This window comes from Streptococcus oralis (assembly GCF_001579525.1).
GTDB classification, from domain to species: domain Bacteria; phylum Bacillota; class Bacilli; order Lactobacillales; family Streptococcaceae; genus Streptococcus; species Streptococcus oralis_M.
In genome coordinates, this window is record NZ_KQ970788.1 from 366,567 (window position 1) to 388,838 (window position 22,272).

Sequence of the window (22,272 nt, forward strand, 5' to 3'; positions counted from 1 at the left end):
TTGCTTCTCCTTTTGGGTTTTATCCGACAGATCCTTCCATTTCATAGCTAATCAAGCGGTTCAGCTCAACTGCGTATTCCATTGGAAGTTCTTTTGTGAAGGGTTCTACAAATCCCATGACAATCATCTCAGTTGCTTCAGATTCTGACAGACCACGGCTCATGAGGTAATAGAGTTGTTCTTCTGAAATCTTAGATACCTTGGCTTCGTGCTCAAGTGCAACTTGCGAGTTGTGAATTTCATTAAATGGAATGGTATCTGATGCTGATAAGTCATCCATGATAATGGTATCGCACTCGATGTGAGAAACAGATTTCTTAGAGTTCTTGTTAAAGGTTACTTGTCCACGGTAGTCTACCTTTCCTCCGCCTTTAGCGATGGATTTAGACACGATAGAGGAGCTTGTGTGTGGAGCATTGTGGATCATCTTAGCACCAGTATCTTGGTGTTGCCCTGCATTGGCAAAGGCAATCGAAAGCATAGTCCCACGCGCACCATCTCCATCTAGGTAAACAGATGGATATTTCATAGTTGTTTTGGCACCCAAGTTTCCATCAATCCACTCAACAGTAGCATCTTTTTGAGCCTTAGCACGTTTTGTAACCAAGTTATAGACGTTATCAGACCAGTTTTGGATGGTTGTGTAGCGCATGTAAGCTCCATCCAAAGCAAAGATTTCTACAATAGCGGCGTGCAAGCTGTTGCTTGAATAAGTTGGCGCTGTACATCCTTCTACGTAGTGGACACTTGCTCCCTCATCAACGATGATCAAAGTACGTTCAAACTGTCCAGTATTTTCGTTATTGATACGGAAGTAGGTTTGAAGCGGAATATCTACCTTAACACCTTTTGGCACGTAGATAAAGGTTCCACCTGACCATACTGCTGAGTTGAGGGCAGCCAACTTGTTATCTGTCGGCGGTACCAACTTAGCGAAGTATTGTTTAAACAAGTCTGGGTATTCCTTGAGGGCAGAATCCGTATCTGTAAAGATGATACCTAACTTCTCAAATTCTTCCTTCATGTTGTGGTAAACCACTTCTGACTCATACTGGGCAGAAGCTCCAGCTAGATAAGCACGTTCTGCTTCAGGAATCCCGATACGTTCAAAGGTTTCTTTAATCTTTTCAGGAACATCATCCCAAGAACGGGCTGGTTTATCAGATGGTTTTTGGTAGTAGATCAAGTCATCAAAGTCAATCTCTGACAAGTCTGCTCCCCAAGTTTGCATGGGCATTTTTTTGAAGGTTTCATAAGATTTCAAACGGAATTCCAACATCCACTCAGGTTCTCCCTTAGCAGCTGATAGTTCACGAATGACATCTTCATTCAATCCTTTTCCTGTCGATAGGACAGGCTCTACATCGTCATGGAAACCAAATTTATATTCACCAAGATCAATTGGTTTTGGTTCTACTCTTTCTTCAGCCATAATATCCTTTCTTTCATTCTTTTTTTCTAATGATTTATAAGACAAAAAAAGCTTGTCTTATTTGTTTTCTTGGTCTTCAATTGTTTTTTTAAGGGCATTCCAAGCTAGGGTTGCGCATTTGATTCGTTGAGGGAATTTGGCAACACCTGATAAGAAAGCTGCATCTCCAAGTTGATCTTGGCGATCATCTTTTTGTCCTTGAACCATTTTAGAAAAAATGGTCGCAAGCTCTAGAATTTCTTGTTTGGTCTTGCCTAAAACTGCATCTGTCATCATACTAGCAGAGGCAGTTGAAATCGTGCATCCTGAATTTAGAAAAGCGATATCTTCTAAACGATCATCTGCATCAAACTTAACAGAGAGGTTGATAACATCCCCACAGGTTGGATTATTGAGGCTGATTTGCTCAGCATCTTCCAGCTTCCCTTGGTGATGTGGATTTTTCGAATGGTCTGCCACCACTGCCATATAAAGGCTATCTAGTTTAGAAAGTGCCATTGAAAAACTCCTTTGTCTTTTGTAGGGCATCAACTAGCTTGTCACAATCTGCCTTGGTATTGTAGATATAAAAACTTGCACGAGCTGTTGCTGGGACTTCCAAATACTGAAGCAAAGGTTGGGCGCAATGGTGACCAGCACGAACAGCCACTCCTTCATAATCCAGAGCCGTCGCAAGATCGTGGGGATGAAGAACCCCTAAGTTAAAAGCAATGACACCCGAACGTTGAGCCAAGTCCTGCGAACCATAAATGGTCAAGCCTTCAATGGCCTGCAATTTTGGATAGACGTATGCAATCAATTCCTGTTCATGAGATTCAATGGCATCCATACCAATCTTTTCCAGATAATCCACTGCTGCAGCAAGTCCGATAGCACCTGCCATATTTGGCGTTCCAGCCTCAAATTTCCAAGGCAATTCCTTCCAACTAGCAGATTGCTCATAGACGAAATCAATCATCTCGCCACCAAACTCAACTGGTGACATTTGTTCCAGATACTTTTCTTTACCGTAAAGAACACCAATACCAGTTGGTCCAGCCATCTTGTGACCTGAAAAAGCAAAGAAGTCCACATCCAATTCCTGAACATCAATCTTCATATGAGGTGTAGATTGAGCACCATCCACCACCATGATAGCTCCAACTTGGTGGGCTAATTGAGTGATTTCCTTGATCGGATTGACCACACCAAGAACATTTGAGGCGTGAGCTAGGGAGACGAACTTGACTTTATCAGTCAATTTAGAGCGCAAGTCATCCATATCCAGAGCTCCGTCTTTAAGATAAACATAGACAAGCTCTGCTCCAGTCTTGCGACAGGCTTCCTGCCAAGGAATGATATTAGAATGGTGTTCCATGACAGAAATCAAGACCTGGTCTCCCTCAGTCAGAATCTCCTCAGCAAAGCGTGCCACCCAGTTAAGGCTGGTTGTCGTTCCTCTGGTAAAGAGAACTTCCTTTGTCAAGCCAGCATTGATAAACTTACGAATGGTTTCACGAGCAGCTTCATAAGAAGCTGTTGCTCGCTCAGCCAAGGTATGAACACCACGGTGAACATTGGCATTGTCCTGCTCATAGTAGTGGTTGATTGTTTCCAGAACTGCTAGTGGTTTTTGTGTCGTCGCAGCATTGTCCAGATAGACCAGAGGTTCATCGTTGACAATCTGGTCTAAAATTGGAAAATCCTTGCGAATCGCTTCTACATCTAACATAGGCTTCCCCTTAGCGTTTTGACAATTTTTCTTCGATCGTTGCAATCATTTCGTCACGAACTTCCTTAACTGGAATCTCAACGATAACCGAACCAAGGAAACCACGGACAACCAAACGCTCAGCAGTTGCTTTGTCCAAGCCACGGCTCATGAGATAGTACATATCTTCTGGATCCACCTGACCGATAGAAGCCGCGTGACCTGCAGTTACGTCATTTTCATCAATCAAAAGAATTGGGTTGGCATCTGAACGTGCTTGGTCCGAAAGCATAAGAACACGACTCTCTTGTTGCGCATCGGCTCCCTTGGCACCTTTGATAATGTGTCCAATACCGTTGAAAGTTAAAGTTGCTTTTTCAAGAATAACCCCATGTTGGAGGATATTTCCGATAGAGTTGCAACCATAGTTGGTTACACGAGTGTCAATCCCTTGCACCTGACGGCCACTTGAAAGAGCTACGACTTTAAGGTCAGCATGGCTACCATTTCCAATCAAGTCGCTATCAAAGTCCGCAACGACATTTCCTTCGTTCATGACACCGATTGCCCAGTCAATGCTGGCATCGTTGCCCAACTTACCACGACGGCTAATGTAGGCCGTGACATTGTCACCAAGACGGTCAATAGCCGCAAATTTTACTTGCGCACCAGAACGAGCAATCACTTCGACTGTGATATTGGCAGTTGCTTTAGCACTACCTTCGCCACGTGATTCTAAACGCTCCAGATAACTAATCTTAGAATTTTTACCAGCGATGATAAGGATATGCTTGTTAAATGGCACATCGCTATCGCTGTCTTGGTAGAAAATTCCTTCGATTGGTTCAGCAACCTCAACATTATCAGGAATGTAGAGAACAGCACCACTGTTAAAATAAGCTGTCTGGTAGGCTGCCAACTTGTCATCGTCATACTTAACAGATGACATGAAGAATTCCTCGATCAGCTCTGGAATTTCTTCTAAAGCTGAGTGAAAGTCTGTAAAGACTACTCCTTGTTCAGCCAATTCAACTGGTGTTTGCTCAAAAACAGTCTGCGTTCCTACTTGCACCAACTTCAAGTGATTGTCTAGAGCTGTAAAATCTGGAACATTTGCTGACGGTTCACTTTCTGTGATGGTTCCATCTCCCAGATTCCAACGGTGAAATTTGACACGCTCAATGACTGGTAATTCCAAACTCTCAATCTTATCAAAAGCTTTTTGACGGAGGTCAGCCAACCAGCTTGGTTCAGCGTGCATTTCTGAAAAAAGTTTAATATTCTCTTTAGTCATTTACTTCTCCTAAAAGATACGAGGGAATTACAATTCTTCCTTGTAGTCGTAGCCAAGTTCTTCAGCTAGTTTTGCGTATCCTTCACGTTCCAAACGGGCAGCCAATTCTGGACCACCAGAAAGGACCACACGACCTTCCATCATCACGTGTACCACGTCTGGCGTGATATAGTTCAAAAGACGTTGGTAGTGTGTGATGATCATAGCACCAAAACCTTCGCCACGCATAGCATTGACACCTTTCGATACAACTTTAAGAGCGTCAATATCAAGACCTGAGTCAATCTCATCCAAAAGGGCAAAAGTTGGTTCCAACATCAAGAGTTGAAGAATTTCATTACGTTTTTTCTCACCACCAGAGAAACCTTCGTTGAGGTAACGCTCTGCCATTTCTTCTTTCATGTTGAGCAATTCCATTTTCTCGTCTAGTTTAGTGATGAACTCACGAACTGAAATCTTTTCATCATCTTCTTTACCAGCATTCATGGCTGCACGAAGAAACTCTGCGTTAGTAATTCCTGGGATTTCTGATGGGTATTGCATAGCAAGGAAAAGTCCCATACGAGCGCGCTCGTCTACTTCCAACTCAAGGATGTTTACGCCATCAAACAAGACCTCACCTTTGGTAACCTCATAGTTAGGGTTCCCCATAATAGCTGCAGAAAGAGTCGATTTACCAGTACCATTTGGTCCCATGATAGCTGCGATTTCTCCTGTTTTCAGAGTCAGATTGACCCCTTTCAAAATTTCTTTTCCTTCAATCTCAACGTGAAGATCTTTGATCTCTAATACTGACATGATAGTTCCTTTCTTTTTCTGGCCTACTTCCTTTATCCTTAGCGAAATTACTTACATTTCTCTAAAAAATACAAGAAAAGGTCCATAAATATACTCTACTAGTATAACAAAAAAAAGCCTAAAAGGCTTTGATTTTGTTTAGAAGCTAGTGACTAATCCTTGCGGTTTAGGTGCTGATCAATAGCATCTACTATTTTCCCCATTACATAACTTAACCTAAAATTTCGAAAAAGAAGAATGGCCCAAAAGGCTGCCATGAAATAGCGACCCGTCATCCAAGCTTCATTGAAAAAATAAGTCTCAGCAGCAGTAAATAGTGCTATCACGATAAATTGTTGTCTAGTCATAGGATTATTGTACCATGAAATCCACTTTTAGTCTTCTTCGACCATGACTTTATCAGCCAGAAATTCGAATCCCTCTGGAATCAGGCTCTCTTCTACCTCTTGATCTGCTTGAGAAGACTTGTTTCTAGCTGAAAATGCTGCACGAACCTCTTTCCATTCCTCTAGGGAAATTGCCAGGATTTCAGGTGAAAATCCAGCCGCCTGGCTGAGAATATTGCCAAACATGGTATTGAGGTTATCCCGTTTCATGGTTTGCCCTGCATTGAAATTAGACTCAAAAGCTAAAATTGCATGGTGTTCGTTGGCTGCAACTGGTTGAGAACCAACAAGAAGAGCCTTATCAGGACCAGCTAAGCTTTCAATCACTTCTCCCCATGCATTCTGGAGTCGAATCAAGTTTTGCCGTGCCAATTCAGGATTTTCAACAGCTTCTTGTAGGATAGCCTGAACCTTATTACGGTCTACTCGATAGACTGTCTTGGAAGTGGCTGGACGGCTAGGGACTGGCGCCACTTGTTTAGGCACCGTTCCAACATTAGCAAGTTCTTGCTTGAGACGAACTACTTCCTGTCTCAGTGCAGAAATTTCACTCTCGACAGCTTCTGAAAGCACTGGTTCAGGCTTAATCTCAGCTAAACGAATGGTCATCATCTCAGCATAAATCTTAGGTTGTAGACTAGCTTTCATATCCGCCAAGCTCACAGTCGCTATTCGAATCATTTCAAAGAGACTTTCCTGAGAAAGAGCTAGATTGTCCATAAAAACTGGACTGTGATGAGTATTTTCGCCACCTGTCTGAACAACTAGTAGATCACGCAAATACTGCAAGAGATCCGTCACAAAACGAGTCATGCTCTTGCCATTTTCAAACAAAAGATTCAAAGAATCAAGCGCTTTTGAAACATCCTGCTGAGACAAGGCAGCTACATAGTCATCAAGTGCTGATAGACTAATGGTGCCTGTAATCTCCTCAGAGATAGCTGTCGTGAGCTCATTTCCCTGTGTTAAACTCAAAGCTTGGTCCAGAATGGATAAGGCATCCCGCATCCCACCTTCAGCTCGTCTGGCAATGATTTCCACAGCATCTGGTTCAGAACTGATATTTTCTTTTTCTAAAATATGATGAATATGTGCCGTGATATCTTGAGTTCGAATCGATTTAAACTCAAAACGTTGGACACGCGATAAAATGGTTGCAGGAATCTTATGCAATTCGGTGGTCGCCAAGATAAAGACAACATTTTGAGTTGGTTCTTCCAAAGTCTTCAAAAGCGCATTAAAGGCTCCTGTAGACAGCATATGAACCTCGTCTATGATATAGACCTTATAACGTGCCAAACTAGGAGCATAGGTGGATTTATCACGAATTTCACGGATTTCATCAACTCCATTATTCGAAGCCGCATCCATTTCGATAACATCTTCTAAGCTACCTTCTGTCACTGCTTGGCAGATATAGCAGTTATTACACGGTTCTCCGTCCACTTGGTTCGGACAGTTCATAGCCTTGGCAAAAATCTTGGCTACACTGGTCTTCCCAGTCCCACGAGGGCCTGAGAAAAGATAGGCATGACTAATCTTTTCCTGCTCGACCGCTTGTTTTAGGGTTTTAGCCACAACTTCTTGTCCGACCAATTGTGAAAAAGTTTGGCTTCTATATTTTCGATAAAGTGCTTGATACATTAGGCTTTCTCCTCAAACATCGTAAAGTCCCATTCTGTCTTCTCAAGCAAAATAGCGACAAATTGTTCCAAGTAATCGCGGTCAATTGCATTATAATCATCAATAAGTGAAGAATCCAAGTCTAAGACACCCAGCAATCGACCATTCTTGAGCATGGGAACTACGATTTCACTCTTGGCCATACTATCACAAGAAATGTAGTTTGGATAGGTACTCACATCGCCAACTAAAACAGTCTCCTGGAACTCAGCAGCTTCTCCACACACACCTTTCCCAAGTGGGATGCGAATGCACGAAACGCCACCCTGAAAAGGCCCCAAAACCAACTCGCTACCATCAAACAGATAAAAACCTGCAAATACAGTATTGGGAAAGCGAGATTTTAGGAGGGCACTAGCATTCGAAAGATTGGCAAGAACATTGCTCTCACCTTCAAGTAAATAAGAGAGTTCCTCATTTAACAATTGATATTGTGATTGTTTTTCTGAATCTAACATAGAACTATTATATCAAAAATGGGAAAGAGACAAAAGAAAAATCCCTTGTTTTAAACAAAGGATTTTGTGATTATCAATTTGATTAAAGTTCGATATCACCGAACAAGTCAGCCATTGAGAATCCTGTTTGTGTTTCTGGAAGTTCGAAATCACGTTTTTCTTGACGTTTTGGACGACGTGGACGAGCAGCACGTTTTTCTTCTTTTTGTCCTTCTTCTTGAGCTGGACGTTCTTCAAGAGCTTTGATAGAAAGTGATACACGTTCTGCGTCAGCGTTAACATCAAGGACTTTAACAGTAACTTCTTGACCAACAGTAAGAGCTTCTTTTGGATTTTCGATACGTTTGTGTGAAATTTGTGATACGTGAACAAGTCCATCGATACCTGGCAATACTTCAACAAAAGCACCGAAGTCAGTCAAACGTTTAACTGTTCCTTCTACTACATCACCTTTAGCCAACTTTTGCTCAACGCCATCCCATGGTCCAGGTGTTGTTGCTTTAAGTGAAAGTGATACGCGTCCTTCTTCTTCGTTAAGATCAAGGATCTTCACTTCGATTTCTTCACCAACAGTTACAACTGATTTAGGTGATACGTTACGTTCGTGTGACAATTCAGTCAAGTGGACCAATCCGTCAACACCACCAAGGTCGATGAAAGCACCAAAGCTAGTGATACGAGCAACTTTACCAGTTACGACATCACCAACAGCCAATTTACCGAATACTTCAGCACGAGCTGCTGCAGTAGCTGCTTCAACAACTTCACGACGTGAAAGGATGAAGCGGTTTTCTTTAGGATCAACTTCTTTAATTTTAGCATCAAATTCTTGACCTACGAAACGTTCAGTGTTACGTACGAAACGAGTATCCAACATTGAAGCTGGGATGAATCCACGAACACCTTCAAATTCTACTGAAAGTCCACCTTTAACGGCACGAGTTCCTTTAACAGTAACAACTTCTTCTTCGCGTCCTACAAGTTTGTCCCATGCTTTGCGAGCTTCAAGGCGTTTTTTAGATACAAGGTATGTAACTGTATCAGTATCTTTACCAACTACTTGACGAAGTACAAGAACATCCAATACTTCTCCTACTTTCACAAAGTCATTAATATCTGCATCGCGATCGTTTGTCAATTCGCGAAGAGTCAAGACACCTTCAACACCAGTCCCAGAGATTGCAACGTTAGCTTGAGTCGCATCAACTGTCAATACTTCAGCACTAACAACATCACCAGGCTCAACTTGGCTAACGCTATTTAGCAAATCTTCAAATTCGTTCATCTAAAAAATCCTCCAACAATCAAGTTTTTCCAAACTTGACATACTTATAATTTTTTTCCTAAGCACCCGCAAAGACATGTTCATATCGTTCACGTCTTTCAATTATAAAAATAAAATACCCTAAGATATTTTTCTTTTTATCTTGAATCTATTACCTAAGAACTGGGGTAGCTGGATTCGAACCAACGCATGAGGGAGTCAAAGTCCCTTGCCTTACCGCTTGGCTATACCCCATTGATGAATGGAGAGAGAGGGATTCGAACCCCCGAACCCGAAGGAGCGGATTTACAGTCCGCCGCGTTTAGCCTCTTCGCTATCTCTCCAATGTTTAACGAGAACTATTATATCATGAAATTTTCAATAAAACAAGTATTATTTTGTCAAATTATAGTTTTCAATCAAAATTTCCACAGCTTTTTCAAGTTTTTTATAAAAACTATCGACATTTCCATTCTTTATGATGGCAAATTGGCTATCTAATTCGGCAATTTCACCAATAACCTTTTTCCCAATCGTCAAAACGTATCCTTCATAGCTGTCTTTTCCAACAGTCACTTTTGCATCCGTTAATTGAATTTCAATTTTCTTATCTTTTTTACTCATACTTTACCTCTTTTCACTTTTTCTATTGTACAAGAAAATGCTCAAACTAGCAAGAAAAAACTCCATTTCAGCTATTACAACTGCTATGGAGCTCTTCTTTATTTCATGTCTTTTAATCCACTTTGACAATCCATCCCTCTGGCGCTTCTACATCACCAAATTGGATACCCGTCAATTCATCGTAGAGTTTACGTGTAACAGGACCTACTTCTGTTTCACTATAGAAAACATGGAAATCATCGCCATGTTGGATGCCTCCAATTGGCGAAATAACCGCTGCTGTTCCGCAAGCACCTGCCTCTACAAAACGATCCAAATTATCAATTGGGACATCGCCTTCAATCGGAGTCAAGCCCAAGCGATGCTCTGCCAAGTAAAGCAAAGAGTACTTGGTAATAGATGGCAAGATGGATGGACTCAATGGCGTAACAAATTCATTGTCTGCCGTGATTCCAAAGAAGTTGGCTGATCCGACTTCTTCAATCTTTGTATGTGTAGATGGGTCTAGGTAGATAACATCTGAAAATTGACGTGACTTGGCCATTTTCCCTGGGAGGAGACTAGCAGCATAGTTTCCTCCAACCTTAGCCGCACCCGTACCATGTGGAGCTGCACGGTCGTATTCATCCTGAATCAAGAAATTGGTTGGAACCAATCCACCCTTAAAGTAATTTCCAACTGGCATAGCAAAGATAGTGAAAATGTACTCTTCTGCTGGTTTAACCCCAATAATATCCCCAACACCAATCAAAAGTGGACGAAGATAAAGGGTTCCACCTGTTCCATATGGTGGTACGTACTCTTCATTTGCACGCACAACTGCTTTACAAGCTTCTACAAACATTTCTGTCGGAACTTGTGGCATCAAGAGACGGTCGCAGGTACGTTGAAGACGCTTAGCATTTTCGTCAGGACGGAAAAGCTGAATACTACCATCCTTGGTACGATAGGCTTTCAAACCTTCGAATGCTTGTTGCCCATAGTGAAGACTTGGAGAAGACTCTGAAATATGCAAGGTTGCATCCTCTGTAAGCTCTCCTTGATCCCATTGACCATTTTTATAATGGGCGATGTAACGATAAGGTAATTTCATATAAGAAAATCCAAGGTTTTCCCAATCAATTGCAACTGTCATGTGGTTCTCCTTTATACTATTCAAACTATGTGTTCTATTCTACACTTTTCTAATAAAATTTCAAGTATTATTTGTAATTTTCTGAAAATTTTTTCAACACAAAGAAATCAGCCCTCTTGGCTGATTCTTTTTAAGGATTGGATTTATCCTCTTTAAAGACTTCTTTGAGGTAAGCATCGAAAACTTCTTCATCTGAAATGGTATCTGAGATAAAGCTTCCATTGCTAGTACGTTCTGACAAGTTGAGGTCTTGCAATCGACTCTCATAGATTGTTCCCTTGTTAGATTGAACAAGTAACGTTTGGTCGTTTTCTTCTACTTCTGTACTAAAGAGATCACCAACGAAACCTTGCTCTGCAACTGCTCCAGCCAAGAAGACACGATGCGGTTTGTTTTTCAACTCACGCAAGACTTGTAGGCCTCGTTTGGCACGGCTGGTCGCTGGAATTTCCTCAATAGAGACACGTTTCAAGCTTCCACGTTGGGTCAAGAGGTAGAAAGATGAGGTGTTACAGATAAAGGCAGCCTGAAGCGTATCATCTGCTTTCAGGTTCATAGCCTTGACACCTGCCGCCTTGGCACCAACAACCGGAACCTCTTCAATATTGAAACGAAGGGCATAACCGTTTTGGCTAATCAAGAGTACATCATCCAGTTTAATCGGAGCCACTGCTATAATCTGATCTGTCTCGTCTTTGAGTTTAGCGTACTTGACAGATTTAGACTTGTAAGTTCTCCATGGAGAAAATTCTTTGCGTTCTACACGCTTGATTTGACCAAGGCGAGTTGCTGCAAAGTAGGTTGTCGCATCATCAAACTGATCCACTACTTCTGCATAAAGGATTTCTTCGTTCGTTTCAAAGTTTGTAATCGTTTGGCTCAAGTGCTCTCCGATGTCCTTCCAGCGAATGTCTGCCAATTCATGGATTGGTCGATAAATGACATTTCCAAGACTTGTGAACATCAAGAGGTGCTGGGTTGTCTTGGCAGTTTGTACAAAGATCAAACGATCATCATCACGCTTGCCAATTTCTTCCAGAGTGGATGCTGCAAAGGAACGTGGGCTAGTACGTTTGATATAACCTGCCTTAGTCACGCTGACATAGGTATCTTCCTCGGCAATCAAACTAGCTGTGTCAATCTCGATTACCTTCGCAGTATCTTCTAAAGTACTCAAACGTGGTGTCGCAAATTTCTTTTTGACCTCACGAAGTTCTTTCTTCATGAGATTATACATAGTCCGTTCATCACCGATGATAGCCGCAAGCATGGCAATCTTTTCACGCAATTCTGCTTCTTCTTCCTGCAAAACAACGACGTCAGTATTGGTCAAACGGTACAGTTGCAAGGTAACGATAGCCTCTGCCTGCTCTTCTGTGAATTCATAGCTGACCTTGAGATTTTCCTTGGCGTCAGCCTTATTCTCAGAAGCACGGATAAGGGCAATGACTTCGTCCAAAATCGAAATCACGCGAATCAAACCTTCAACGATATGGAGACGTTTCTCAGCCTTTTCCTTGTCAAATCGTGAACGAGCCAAAATCACTTCACGACGGTGGGCGATATAGCTAGTCAAGATTGGAACAATCCCGACCTGACGAGGTGTGAAATTGTCAATCGCCACCATGTTAAAGTTGTAGTTGATTTGCAGGTCTGTGTACTTGAAGAGATAGTTAAGAACCAGCTCGGTATTGGCATCTTTCTTGAGTTCGATAGCGATACGAAGACCATCACGGTCAGACTCATCACGAACTTCAGCGATACCTGCTATCTTGTTATTGAGACGAACATCATCGATTTTTTTGACCAGATTGGCCTTATTGATTTCATAAGGAATCTCAGTGATAACGATTTGTTCCTTACCACCTTTTAGCTTTTCAATCTCAGTCTTGGAACGTACGACCACGCGCCCTTTTCCAGTCTCATAGGCTTTCTTGATTTCATCGCGTCCTTGGATGATAGCCCCCGTCGGAAAGTCTGGTCCAGGGAGGAACTCCATGAGCTTGTCCACCTTGGCTGTTGGGTGGTCAATCATGTAAACCGTCGCATCGATAACCTCTGCTAGATTATGCGGAGGAATGTCTGTGGCATAACCAGCCGAAATCCCAGTCGAACCATTGACCAAGAGGTTTGGAAAGGCTGCTGGTAAGACAGTTGGTTCTTTCTCGGTATCGTCAAAGTTCCACGCAAAAGGAACGGTCTTTTTCTCGATGTCCTGAAGGAGATAACCAGCAATCTCAGACAAACGCGCCTCAGTATAACGCATAGCCGCAGGCGGATCTCCGTCCATAGAACCGTTATTACCGTGCATTTCAACCAGAATCTCACGGTTTTTCCAGTCCTGTGACATACGAACCATGGCATCATAAATAGACCTGTCACCGTGTGGGTGGAAATTCCCCATGATGTTCCCGACAGACTTGGCTGACTTACGGTAACTCTTGTCAAAAGTATTGCCATCTTTATTCATCGAATAAAGAATACGACGCTGAACCGGCTTGAGTCCATCTCTAATGTCTGGCAAAGCCCGGTCTTGAATGATGTACTTGGAGTAGCGACCAAAGCGCTCCCCCATGATGTCCTCCAGGGACATGTTTTGAATATTACTCATATAGGATACAAAGCCCGTAAAATGCAAAGTGAAAATAGTAAATTATTGCAGTGAGCGATGCTCACAAGAGAATTTATCTTTTTCACACAACATTTAGGGCGTGTTCAACTCCTTTCAAAGAATGTAGAGTAGTTTTTATGCAGTAAAAGATATTTTACGGGAATTAGTCCCATGTTCAGTTACCGTAAGTAACCAAACAATCCTTTCTGTAGTTTAATCTTTTAAAATTAAGGTATTTATGTAGTTAGCGATTAAGAAGTCTCTCCTTAGCATACTGAATCATCTTCTCAGCTACTCTCATATCATAGTCAAATCCCATCTTGTGAGCAAGGAATTGAGCCTCTTGGTGGAAAAGTTCCATGGTAGCAAATAAAGACTGGGTGATTTTATCTAAACTTGTGAAATCAAGTAGATTTGAGAATTCCTTCTCTTTCTCAGCAGGTAAATAGTTAAAGAGATACTTGTAGTTCTTTCCAATATCAACTCTTCCCCTATCACTTGCTACCTGCCAGGCCATAACTTTTAAGAGTTCTTGTTGACAAATCCCGTAGAGATGGTCAGCGGCATAGAGAAGTTGCTTACGACGAATACCCTTAACCACATAGGCGGAAACCCACCAAAACTCATTGCAGACTTTTTCAAAATCTGTCTGACTAGCTGGGCTTGTCCAAAAACGTTGAGGACTCGGGGAATAAGGTTCAAATAATCCCTTCTCATCTTCTAAAACGGTGAACCCAGCCTCACTATCCACCCATTCTTGGATATGGTCTTTGGGGCAGAGGGTCAAATCAATCCGATTGCCATCTTCAAAGAGCATGAGATATAGGCGACGGTGACCAAGCAAGACATGCTGCTCGATAATACGTTTGCCAAACTGGTCCAACCAAGAAAAATTTCTCGTCAGATTATCTAAATCGTCCACAACATAAACAACATCGTAGTCCTGAAACTCATCTTTTGGAGCTTTTGTATCCGTTCGTGATCCAGATAGAGCGACAGCCTCAACTTGTAAAGATTTAGCAATCTGTGAAATCGCATCAAGCATTTCTGTTTCAGTTCTCATCTTTCACTCCTTCAACACTTAGAGCTATTTGAAATTGTTTTTTATTATAAATTATAAACAATCGGTCATCTCCGACATTAGCTAAGCAATTAATCTCTATCCCCTACCAAAAAGTATTCTTGTCTTACTGATTTCGTTTAGTGTAATGGAGGTAGAGAGGAGGAAGATAGGAAACTAGAATCATCAAAATCATTACCAAGAATGTCAACAGATGGATCTGAACTAAATTTACCACATACCATCCCAGAATACCTACAGATAGGGGACCTAAAACATAGGATAGGAAAATCAAAAAAGCCTTCCACCGTTTCTCCGGATACACGTAACACAATCGAATAAGTGTGTATACTAAGGCTCCTGCTATCAAAGGAAAACCAATAAAAAGCATGATAGCAGACGCCACCAAAGCACTGGATTCTGAGGAATCCATATTGAATAAAAGCATCAAGATCATAAACAAGGTAAATACAATCGGTGCATATAATCCTTGGAAACTTTTTTTTCGACTGTTAATGTAGAATGCAAGAATAGCCGAGGGTAAAGAAACTAAGAAAATCAAACCCAAGTAACTACCAAAAATCGAATGTCCTGAACTATCCATTAATCATACTCCTTAAAACACTGTCGCTTCCTCCAGCGTAAACTTGACATTATCCTCAATCCACTTACGGCGTGGTTCGACCTTGTCTCCCATGAGGACATTGACACGGCGTTCAGCGCGGGCTAGGTCTTCGATTGTGACACGGATAATAGTGCGGGTTTCTGGATTCATCGTTGTTTCCCAGAGTTGATACGCATTCATCTCACCAAGACCCTTGTAGCGTTGGAGGGCAACTTCCACTTAAAAACCATTGTCTTCGCCTTCAAAGTATAGGGCTGGCGTCAAGGTTTCCTCATCTTCATTATTGAAAGTAGTTAACTTGGAAATAGATTAGCAAACTTTACCTGTATAATTTTTGATACCTGTGATATAATTCAAAATCCAACAATCCTGTCACAGTTTCTATAAAACGAAATCTTACTTTGCTTATTAGCTGAAATAACCTAAAGTTTAGTTAAAATTAAAGATTAACCTTTTTGTCATTTTACTGATCCTTTTTAAATTCGAAGCTTTGACCATTAGTAGCAGAAAGTCCGTCTGAATTAAATATTTCAAGATGAATTGTATCTTTATCTTTCTTTTCAACCTGATATCGAATTCCATTATCATCAACTAAGTTTACAACCGAATCTTTACGATCCTTTACTTCTAGATTCTCAGCTATTTTTCTTTCACCACTTAAAATAGTCCATTTCCCACTTTCTTCTTTAAATTCATACTTAGAATTTGTTTGATTACTAGTCCATGTACCTTTTAGCCATGCCTCCTTCGAGGCACAAGCAGATAAAATAACAGCCATAAAAGCAACTAATAGAACAGCATATATTTTTTTCATCATAACTCCTTTGTAATTCTAAAATTTATTAAAATACTGTCGCTTCCTCAAGCGTAAACTTGACATTATCCTCAATCCACTTACGGCGTGGTTCGACCTTATCTCCCATAAGGACATTGACACGGCGTTCGGCGCGTGCTAAGTCTTCAATCGTGACACGAATGAGAGTTCGAGTCTTTGGATTCATGGTTGTTTCCCAGAGTTGGTCCGCATTCATCTCACCAAGACCTTTGTAGCGTTGGAGAGTGGCTCCTTTGCCAAATTGCTTGCGGAGTTCTTCTAGCTCTCCGTCCGTCCAAGCATAGGCCACTTCTTCTTTCTTGCCTTTGCCTTTGGACATCTTGTAAAGAGGCGGAAGGGCAATATAGACATGGCCTGCCTCAACTAGCGGACGCATGTAACGGTAGAAGAATGTTAAAAGAAGAGTTTGGATATGAGCACCATCGGTATCCGCATCGGTCATGATAATAATCTTGTCATAGTTGGCATCTTCAATAGAGAAGTCTGCTCCCACGCCCGCACCAATGGTATAAATCATAGTGTTGATTTCTTCATTTTTGAGGATATCTGCCATCTTGGCCTTGGCTGTATTAATCACCTTACCACGAAGAGGTAGGATAGCTTGGAACTTACGGTCACGGCCTTGTTTGGCAGAACCACCGGCAGAATCCCCCTCAACTAGGTAGAGTTCATTCTTAGCAGGATTCTTAGACTGGGCTGGGGTCAATTTTCCAGACAACAAGCCCTTGTCTTTCTTGTTTTTCTTACCATTTCGGCTCTCATCACGCGCCTTGCGAGCCGCCTCACGCGCATCACGCGCCTTGATAGCCTTACGAATGAGATTGGAAGCCAGTTCCCCATTTTCCATAAGGAAGAAAGTCAACTTATCAGCCACAATCCCATCCACAACTGGACGAGCCAGAGGGCTTCCTAGTTTATCCTTGGTCTGACCTTCAAACTGGAGGTGTTCTTCCGGAACTAGAATAGAAAGAACGGCTGCTAATCCTTCACGGTAATCTGACCCTTCAAGATTTTTATCTTTTTCCTTGAGGAGCCCTGTCTTACGAGCGTAGTCATTCATGACCTTGGTAATGGCTGACCTGAGTCCTGTCTCATGAGTTCCACCATCCTTGGTACGAACGTTATTGACAAATGATAGAATGTTATCTGAAAATCCATCATTGTACTGGAGGGCAACTTCCACTTGGAAACCATTGTCTTCGCCTTCAAAGTATAGGACTGGCGTCAAGGTTTCCTTGTCTTCATTGAGGTAAGAAACAAAGTCTTGTACTCCGTTCTCATAATGGAATTCGATTGCTTCATCTGTTCGCTTATCTGTCAGAGACAAGGTGACATTTTTTAAGAGAAAGGCTGACTCATTAAGGCGCTCTGAAATGGTATTGTACTTGAAATCTGTCGTAGAAAAGATACTAGCATCCGGCATGAAAGTGACTTTGGTACCTGTCTTAGACTTAGCAGCTGTCCCAACCTTTTCAAGAGTTGTTACTGGCTTACCACCATTTTCAAATCGTTGCTTGTAGACTGTACCGTCACGGGTAATTTCAACTTCCAACCAACTTGAGAGTGCATTAACAACCGAAGATCCCACCCCGTGGAGACCACCAGATGTTTTGTAGCCACCTTGACCGAATTTTCCTCCAGCGTGGAGAATGGTAAAGATAACCTCAACAGTTGGAATTCCCATGGTATGCATCCCAGTTGGCATCCCACGACCATGGTCTTGAACGGTTAGACTGCCGTCTTTATTGATGGTCACATCAATGCGTTCACCAAATCCAGACAAGGCTTCATCGACTGCATTGTCCACAATTTCCCAAACTAGGTGATGGAGACCAGCACCGTCGGTCGATCCAATATACATACCCGGACGTTTACGGACCGCATCCAACCCTTCTAGCACCTGAATGGCGTCATCATTGTAGTTATTAATATTGATTTCCTTTTTTGACACAAGGAACCTCCTATTTGTTCATCTTTTCTATTTTACAGGTTTTCTAGGGATTTTGCAAAGTTTTTCCCTTTCAGCCGTCACAATTTCACAGGAAATTCTCTGACTTTCTATACCATTTCATGGTATAATAGTTCTATGATGACATTTGTATTATTAATTTTAGCTTATTTGCTAGGTTCGATTCCGTCTGGTCTTTGGATTGGACAAATCTTCTTTCAAACAAATCTGCGTGAACATGGTTCTGGAAACACCGGAACAACCAATACTTTCCGAATTTTAGGTAAGAAAGCGGGTATGGCAACCTTTGTGATTGACTTCTTTAAAGGAACCTTGGCCACTCTCCTTCCAATCCTTTTCCAACTTCAAGGTGTATCACCTCTTGTATTTGGACTTTTGGCTGTGATTGGACATACTTTCCCTATCTTTGCAGGATTTAAAGGTGGTAAGGCTGTCGCAACCAGTGCTGGAGTGATTTTCGGATTTGCGCCTGCCTTCTGTCTCTATCTAGCAATCGTATTCTTTGGAAGCCTCTATCTAGGTAGTATGATTTCACTGTCTAGCGTTACCGCTTCTATCGCAGCCGTTATCGGAGTTCTCCTATTTCCACTATTTGGATTTATCCTGAGCAGCTATGACCCCCTCCTCATTCTGATTATCCTAGCACTTGCTAGCTTGATTATCATTCGTCACAAGGATAATATCACACGTATCAAAAATAAAACTGAAAATCTTGTCCCTTGGGGGTTGAACCTAACCCATCAAAATCCAAAAAAATAAAACGCCAGTTTAAACTGACGTTTTTTTGTATGCTTATTTTGACTTGATGTAGTTGATACCGTCTGCCTTAGGTGCAACTGCTTTTCCAAAGAAGGCTGCCAAGACAAGGATAGTCAAGACATAAGGCGCGATTTGAAGGTAAACCGCTGGCACTCCTTGTAGGAAAGGTAATTGAGAACCAATAACTGCCAAACTTTGTGAAAGTCCAAAGAAAAGACTAGAAAGCATAGCACCAATTGGGTTCCATTTACCAAAGATCATCGCAGCAAGGGCGATAAATCCAGGACCGACAATAGTTGTCACTGAGAAGTTAACTGAGATTGATTGAGCATAAATCGCTCCCCCAATTCCACCAAGGAAACCTGAAATAACAACCCCAAGATATCGCATCTTGTAGACATTGATCCCCAAGGTATCCGCTGCCTGAGGGTGTTCACCAACAGAGCGAAGACGAAGACCAAAACGTGTCTTAAAGAGAATAAACCATGCAAGGAAAGAGAAGGCAATCGCGATATAACCTAGTAGACTGGTTGACTTGAAGAAGATATCTCCAATCACTGGGATATCAGCCAAAACTGGGAAATCAAAACGTCCAAAAGTTTGGCTTAAGTTATCCGTTTGTCCTTTGTTATAAAGAACTTTAACCAAGAAAACCGCTAGGGCAGGAGCCATCAAGTTCAATACTGTACCACTGACAACATGGTCCGCACGGAAATGAACTGTAGCGACTGCATGGATGAGGGAGAAAATAGCTCCCACGATACCAGCAACTAACAAGGAAATCCAAGGAGTCGCTGCTCCAAGTTGTTCTGCAAACTCAAGGTTAAAGACAACCCCAGAAAAGGCTCCCATAACCATAATTCCTTCAAGACCGACGTTAACGACACCACCACGTTCAGAGAAGACTCCTCCGATACTCGTAAAAATAAGTGGTGCTGAGTAAATCAGCATAGAAGAGACCAAGAGGGTGAGTAATGTTGTAATAGACATCCTTACTTACCTCCTTTAACTTGTTTTTTAGGTTTGACAAAGCGTTCGATAATGTAGTGAACGCTGACAAAGAAGATAATAGACGCTGTTACAATGCTGACAAGCTCAGACGGAACTTGCGCTGCGTTCATACCCGGTGCTCCTACTTGCAAAACTCCAAATAAGAAGGCTGCAAAGAGAATTCCAATTGGTGAATTTCCAGCAAGCAAACTAACTGCCATCCCGTTAAATCCGATAGCCAATGATGATCCCTGAACGTAAACGTTTTGGAAAGTTCCAAGACCTTCGACAGCTCCACCAAGACCAGCCAAGGCACCAGAGATAATCATTGATAGAATGATTGTACGTTTTGCTGAAATACCAGCGTACTCTGAAGCATGGGGATTGAGACCAACTGCACGAATTTCAAAACCGAGAGTCGTTTTCTTGAGCAAGAACCAAATCACGCCAACAGCAATGATTGCAAAGAAGATTCCGATATTCATACGAGAATTTCCAGTCAACTCTGATAACCATGGGGTCTGGTATGTAGCGTTGGCACTAACACGAATCGTTGAGTCTGTACTTTGCATAATATCTTTAGGAAAGGCATGAATAAAGGCATTTCCCACATACAATACAATGTAGTTCATCATGATGGTCACAATGACCTCTGACGTACCGAGATAGGCTCTGAGGATACCTGGAATTGCTCCAACAATTCCACCTGCGATCAAAGCAATGATCACTGTCAATGGAATCAAAACGAGACGAGGCATGTCTGGATTTGACAAGGCAAACCAACCACTGAGAATCCAGCCTGCAAGTGCTTGACCAGGAAGTCCAACGTTAAAGAAACCTGCTCGACTGGCAACTGCGAAACCTAGACCTATCAAGACAAGAGGACCCATGGCACGGAAAATTTCTCCAATCCCACGGAGGCTACCAAAAGCTGTATAGAACAACTCCTCATAGCCCCAGATAGCATCATATCCGAAGATCCACATGACAATGGCTCCGAGCAAGATTCCTAAGAATACGGAAATCAAGGGAACCGAAATTTGTTGTAATTTTTTAGACATCACTCTTCTCCTTTCCCAAGTTTCCACCTGCCATCAAGACACCAAGTTCTTGTTTGTTAGTTGTTTCTGGCGATACAATACCTTGAATCTTACCATCGTGAATAACAGCAATTCGGTCTGAGACATTTAAAATCTCATCCAATTCAAAGCTGACAACAAGGACAGCCTTACCGTTATCACGCTCTTCAATCAAACGTTTGTGGATATATTCAATGGCACCGACATCCAAACCACGAGTTGGCTGGCTGACGATAAGGAGATCAGGATCACGATCAATCTCACGAGCAATAATCGCTTTTTGTTGATTTCCTCCTGAAAGAGCTGCTGCTGGAACAAATTCGCTTGCCGCACGGACGTCAAACTCTTCCATTAATTTCTTAGCATGTGAAGTGATATTGGCATAGTTCAAGATGCCATTTTTGCTGAGTGGTTCTTTGTAGTAGGTTTGAAGAGCAATATTTTCTGAAATCATCATCTCCAAAATCAAGCCATCCCGGTGACGATCCTCAGGAACATGTCCCACGCTTAGTTCTGTAATTTGTCGAGGATGCATCCCCACGATTGATTTGCCTTTTAATTCAACGCTACCTGACTCAACCTTACGAAGGCCTGTAATGGCTTGAATGAGTTCAGATTGACCATTGCCATCAATACCTGCAATACCGACAATCTCCCCAGCACGAACATCCAAAGAAAGATTCTTCACAGCTGGTACACCGCGGTTTTCATTGACAACCAAGTCTTTGATAGACAAGACCACTTCTTTGGGTTGCGGTGCCTGTTTTTCCGTTTTAAAGGAGACTGAGCGTCCAACCATCATTTCTGCCAAGTCCGCATTTGTTGCTCCTGCGATTTCAACCGTCTGGATTGATTTCCCACGACGGATAACCGTCACTCGATTCGATACCGCACGAATCTCATCTAACTTGTGGGTAATCAAAATAATGGACTTCCCTTCTTTAACAAGGTTTTTCATGATTGCCATCAACTCATCAATCTCTGAAGGAGTCAATACAGCTGTAGGTTCGTCAAAGATAAGGATATCAGCACCACGATAGAGTGTTTTCAAGATTTCTACACGTTGTTGGGCACCAACGGAAATATCCGCCACCTTAGCAGCAGGATCCACTGCCAAACCATAACGTTCAGAAAGAGCCTTGATTTCTTTAGTAGCACCAGCTATGTCTAGAACACCATTTTTAGTGATTTCACTCCCTAAAATGATATTCTCAGCTACTGTAAAAGCCTCAACCAACATAAAATGTTGGTGAACCATCCCAATTCCAAGACCAGCGGCTTTAGATGGTGAGTCTAGTTTTACAACCTGACCATTCACCACAATTTCACCGCTCGTTGGTTCAAGAAGTCCTGCCAGCATATTCATCAGAGTGGATTTACCCGCTCCATTTTCTCCTAAAAGTGCATGGATTTCACCTTTTCGCAGTTGCAAGTTGATTTTGTCGTTTGCTACAAATTCACCAAACACCTTGGTAATATCCCGCATCTCAATGACATTTTCGTGTGCCATGTGCTCTTCCTTTCAGAGGTTTATTTTATTTCAATAAAACCTGCTAATCACATTAACAAGCTCTATTGAG

General features: G+C 42.0%; 19 protein-coding genes, 2 tRNA genes and 1 pseudogene. 1 reads left to right on the top strand and 21 read right to left on the bottom strand.

What is annotated here, in order from left to right; genetic code table 11:
• Nucleotides 1-19 precede the first annotated feature (19 nt).
• From sufB to parE, 18 genes and pseudogenes are all read right to left on the bottom strand, one after another.
• Nucleotides 20-1,432 (bottom strand): Fe-S cluster assembly protein SufB, encoded by a 1,413-nt coding sequence (gene sufB, locus SORDD25_RS01760; protein ID WP_061852399.1) that lies wholly within the window; start codon nucleotides 1,430-1,432, stop codon nucleotides 20-22.
• Between the two features lie 57 nt (nucleotides 1,433-1,489).
• On the bottom strand, nucleotides 1,490-1,930 hold the full coding sequence (gene sufU, locus SORDD25_RS01765) for a Fe-S cluster assembly sulfur transfer protein SufU (RefSeq protein ID WP_061852400.1): 441 nt from the start codon (nucleotides 1,928-1,930) through the stop codon (nucleotides 1,490-1,492).
• On the bottom strand, nucleotides 1,917-3,143 hold the full coding sequence (locus SORDD25_RS01770; protein WP_061852401.1) for a cysteine desulfurase: 1,227 nt from the start codon (nucleotides 3,141-3,143) through the stop codon (nucleotides 1,917-1,919). Before SORDD25_RS01770 ends, sufU begins: the two co-directional genes overlap by 14 nt.
• A 10-nt stretch (nucleotides 3,144-3,153) precedes the next feature.
• Nucleotides 3,154-4,416, bottom strand: a complete 1,263-nt coding sequence (gene sufD, locus SORDD25_RS01775) for a Fe-S cluster assembly protein SufD (RefSeq protein ID WP_061852402.1) — start codon at nucleotides 4,414-4,416, stop codon at nucleotides 3,154-3,156.
• 27 nt (nucleotides 4,417-4,443) lie between these two features.
• A complete protein-coding gene (gene sufC, locus SORDD25_RS01780; protein ID WP_000114489.1) occupies nucleotides 4,444-5,214 on the bottom strand; it encodes a Fe-S cluster assembly ATPase SufC in 771 nt (256 codons plus the stop codon).
• Nucleotides 5,215-5,366: 152 nt separating this feature from the next.
• Entirely contained in the window at nucleotides 5,367-5,561 is a 195-nt protein-coding gene (locus SORDD25_RS01785; protein ID WP_000198269.1) for a DUF3272 family protein, read from the bottom strand.
• Nucleotides 5,562-5,588: 27 nt separating this feature from the next.
• The gene (dnaX, locus tag SORDD25_RS01790; protein ID WP_061852403.1) at nucleotides 5,589-7,244 is read right to left on the bottom strand and encodes a DNA polymerase III subunit gamma/tau; all 1,656 of its coding nucleotides are present in this window, start codon (nucleotides 7,242-7,244) and stop codon (nucleotides 5,589-5,591) included.
• Nucleotides 7,244-7,741 (bottom strand): GAF domain-containing protein, encoded by a 498-nt coding sequence (locus SORDD25_RS01795; protein ID WP_000887141.1) that lies wholly within the window; start codon nucleotides 7,739-7,741, stop codon nucleotides 7,244-7,246. The genes dnaX and SORDD25_RS01795 overlap by 1 nt, the downstream gene beginning before the upstream one ends.
• Nucleotides 7,742-7,823: 82 nt before the next feature.
• On the bottom strand, nucleotides 7,824-9,026 hold the full coding sequence (gene rpsA, locus SORDD25_RS01800; RefSeq protein ID WP_001001617.1) for a 30S ribosomal protein S1: 1,203 nt from the start codon (nucleotides 9,024-9,026) through the stop codon (nucleotides 7,824-7,826).
• Nucleotides 9,027-9,188: 162 nt separating this feature from the next.
• A tRNA-Gln gene (locus SORDD25_RS01805) sits at nucleotides 9,189-9,260 on the bottom strand.
• An 8-nt stretch (nucleotides 9,261-9,268) separates the two neighbouring features.
• Nucleotides 9,269-9,349: transfer RNA gene (locus SORDD25_RS01810), tRNA-Tyr, on the bottom strand.
• 49 nt (nucleotides 9,350-9,398) lie between these two features.
• Complete coding sequence (locus SORDD25_RS01815) at nucleotides 9,399-9,629, bottom strand: DUF2969 domain-containing protein (protein ID WP_000037107.1); 231 nt, start codon at nucleotides 9,627-9,629, stop codon at nucleotides 9,399-9,401.
• Between the two features lie 112 nt (nucleotides 9,630-9,741).
• Nucleotides 9,742-10,779, bottom strand: coding sequence for a branched-chain amino acid aminotransferase (locus tag SORDD25_RS01820; protein ID WP_338390524.1), 1,038 nt, complete (start codon nucleotides 10,777-10,779; stop codon nucleotides 9,742-9,744).
• 115 nt (nucleotides 10,780-10,894) lie between these two features.
• A complete protein-coding gene (gene parC, locus SORDD25_RS01825; RefSeq protein WP_081103627.1) occupies nucleotides 10,895-13,375 on the bottom strand; it encodes a DNA topoisomerase IV subunit A in 2,481 nt (826 codons plus the stop codon).
• A gap of 244 nt (nucleotides 13,376-13,619) precedes the next feature.
• Nucleotides 13,620-14,438, bottom strand: coding sequence for an aminoglycoside 6-adenylyltransferase (locus tag SORDD25_RS01830; RefSeq protein WP_061852406.1), 819 nt, complete (start codon nucleotides 14,436-14,438; stop codon nucleotides 13,620-13,622).
• 613 nt (nucleotides 14,439-15,051) lie between these two features.
• A pseudogene (locus SORDD25_RS09525) lies at nucleotides 15,052-15,267 on the bottom strand (toprim domain-containing protein); the annotation flags it as partial.
• A 256-nt stretch (nucleotides 15,268-15,523) separates the two neighbouring features.
• The gene (locus SORDD25_RS01845) at nucleotides 15,524-15,874 is read right to left on the bottom strand and encodes a lipoprotein (protein WP_061852408.1); all 351 of its coding nucleotides are present in this window, start codon (nucleotides 15,872-15,874) and stop codon (nucleotides 15,524-15,526) included.
• A gap of 28 nt (nucleotides 15,875-15,902) precedes the next feature.
• Nucleotides 15,903-17,846: a DNA topoisomerase IV subunit B gene (parE, locus tag SORDD25_RS01850; RefSeq protein ID WP_061852409.1), complete on the bottom strand. Its 1,944-nt coding sequence runs from the start codon at nucleotides 17,844-17,846 to the stop codon at nucleotides 15,903-15,905.
• A 135-nt stretch (nucleotides 17,847-17,981) separates the two neighbouring features.
• Here parE and plsY point away from each other — a divergent pair, with 135 nt between their 5' ends.
• On the top strand, nucleotides 17,982-18,623 hold the full coding sequence (gene plsY, locus SORDD25_RS01855; protein ID WP_061852410.1) for a glycerol-3-phosphate 1-O-acyltransferase PlsY: 642 nt from the start codon (nucleotides 17,982-17,984) through the stop codon (nucleotides 18,621-18,623).
• Nucleotides 18,624-18,656: 33 nt separating this feature from the next.
• Here the strand turns inward: plsY and SORDD25_RS01860 are convergent, their stop codons facing one another.
• From SORDD25_RS01860 to SORDD25_RS01870, 3 genes are read right to left on the bottom strand one after another with little or no spacing between them, the layout of a single operon-like run.
• A complete protein-coding gene (locus tag SORDD25_RS01860; RefSeq protein ID WP_000029132.1) occupies nucleotides 18,657-19,613 on the bottom strand; it encodes an ABC transporter permease in 957 nt (318 codons plus the stop codon).
• 2 nt (nucleotides 19,614-19,615) lie between these two features.
• Nucleotides 19,616-20,674, bottom strand: coding sequence for an ABC transporter permease (locus SORDD25_RS01865; protein WP_000038684.1), 1,059 nt, complete (start codon nucleotides 20,672-20,674; stop codon nucleotides 19,616-19,618).
• Nucleotides 20,667-22,202 (bottom strand): ABC transporter ATP-binding protein, encoded by a 1,536-nt coding sequence (locus SORDD25_RS01870; RefSeq protein WP_000929834.1) that lies wholly within the window; start codon nucleotides 22,200-22,202, stop codon nucleotides 20,667-20,669. Before SORDD25_RS01870 ends, SORDD25_RS01865 begins: the two co-directional genes overlap by 8 nt.
• Nucleotides 22,203-22,272 lie beyond the last annotated feature (70 nt).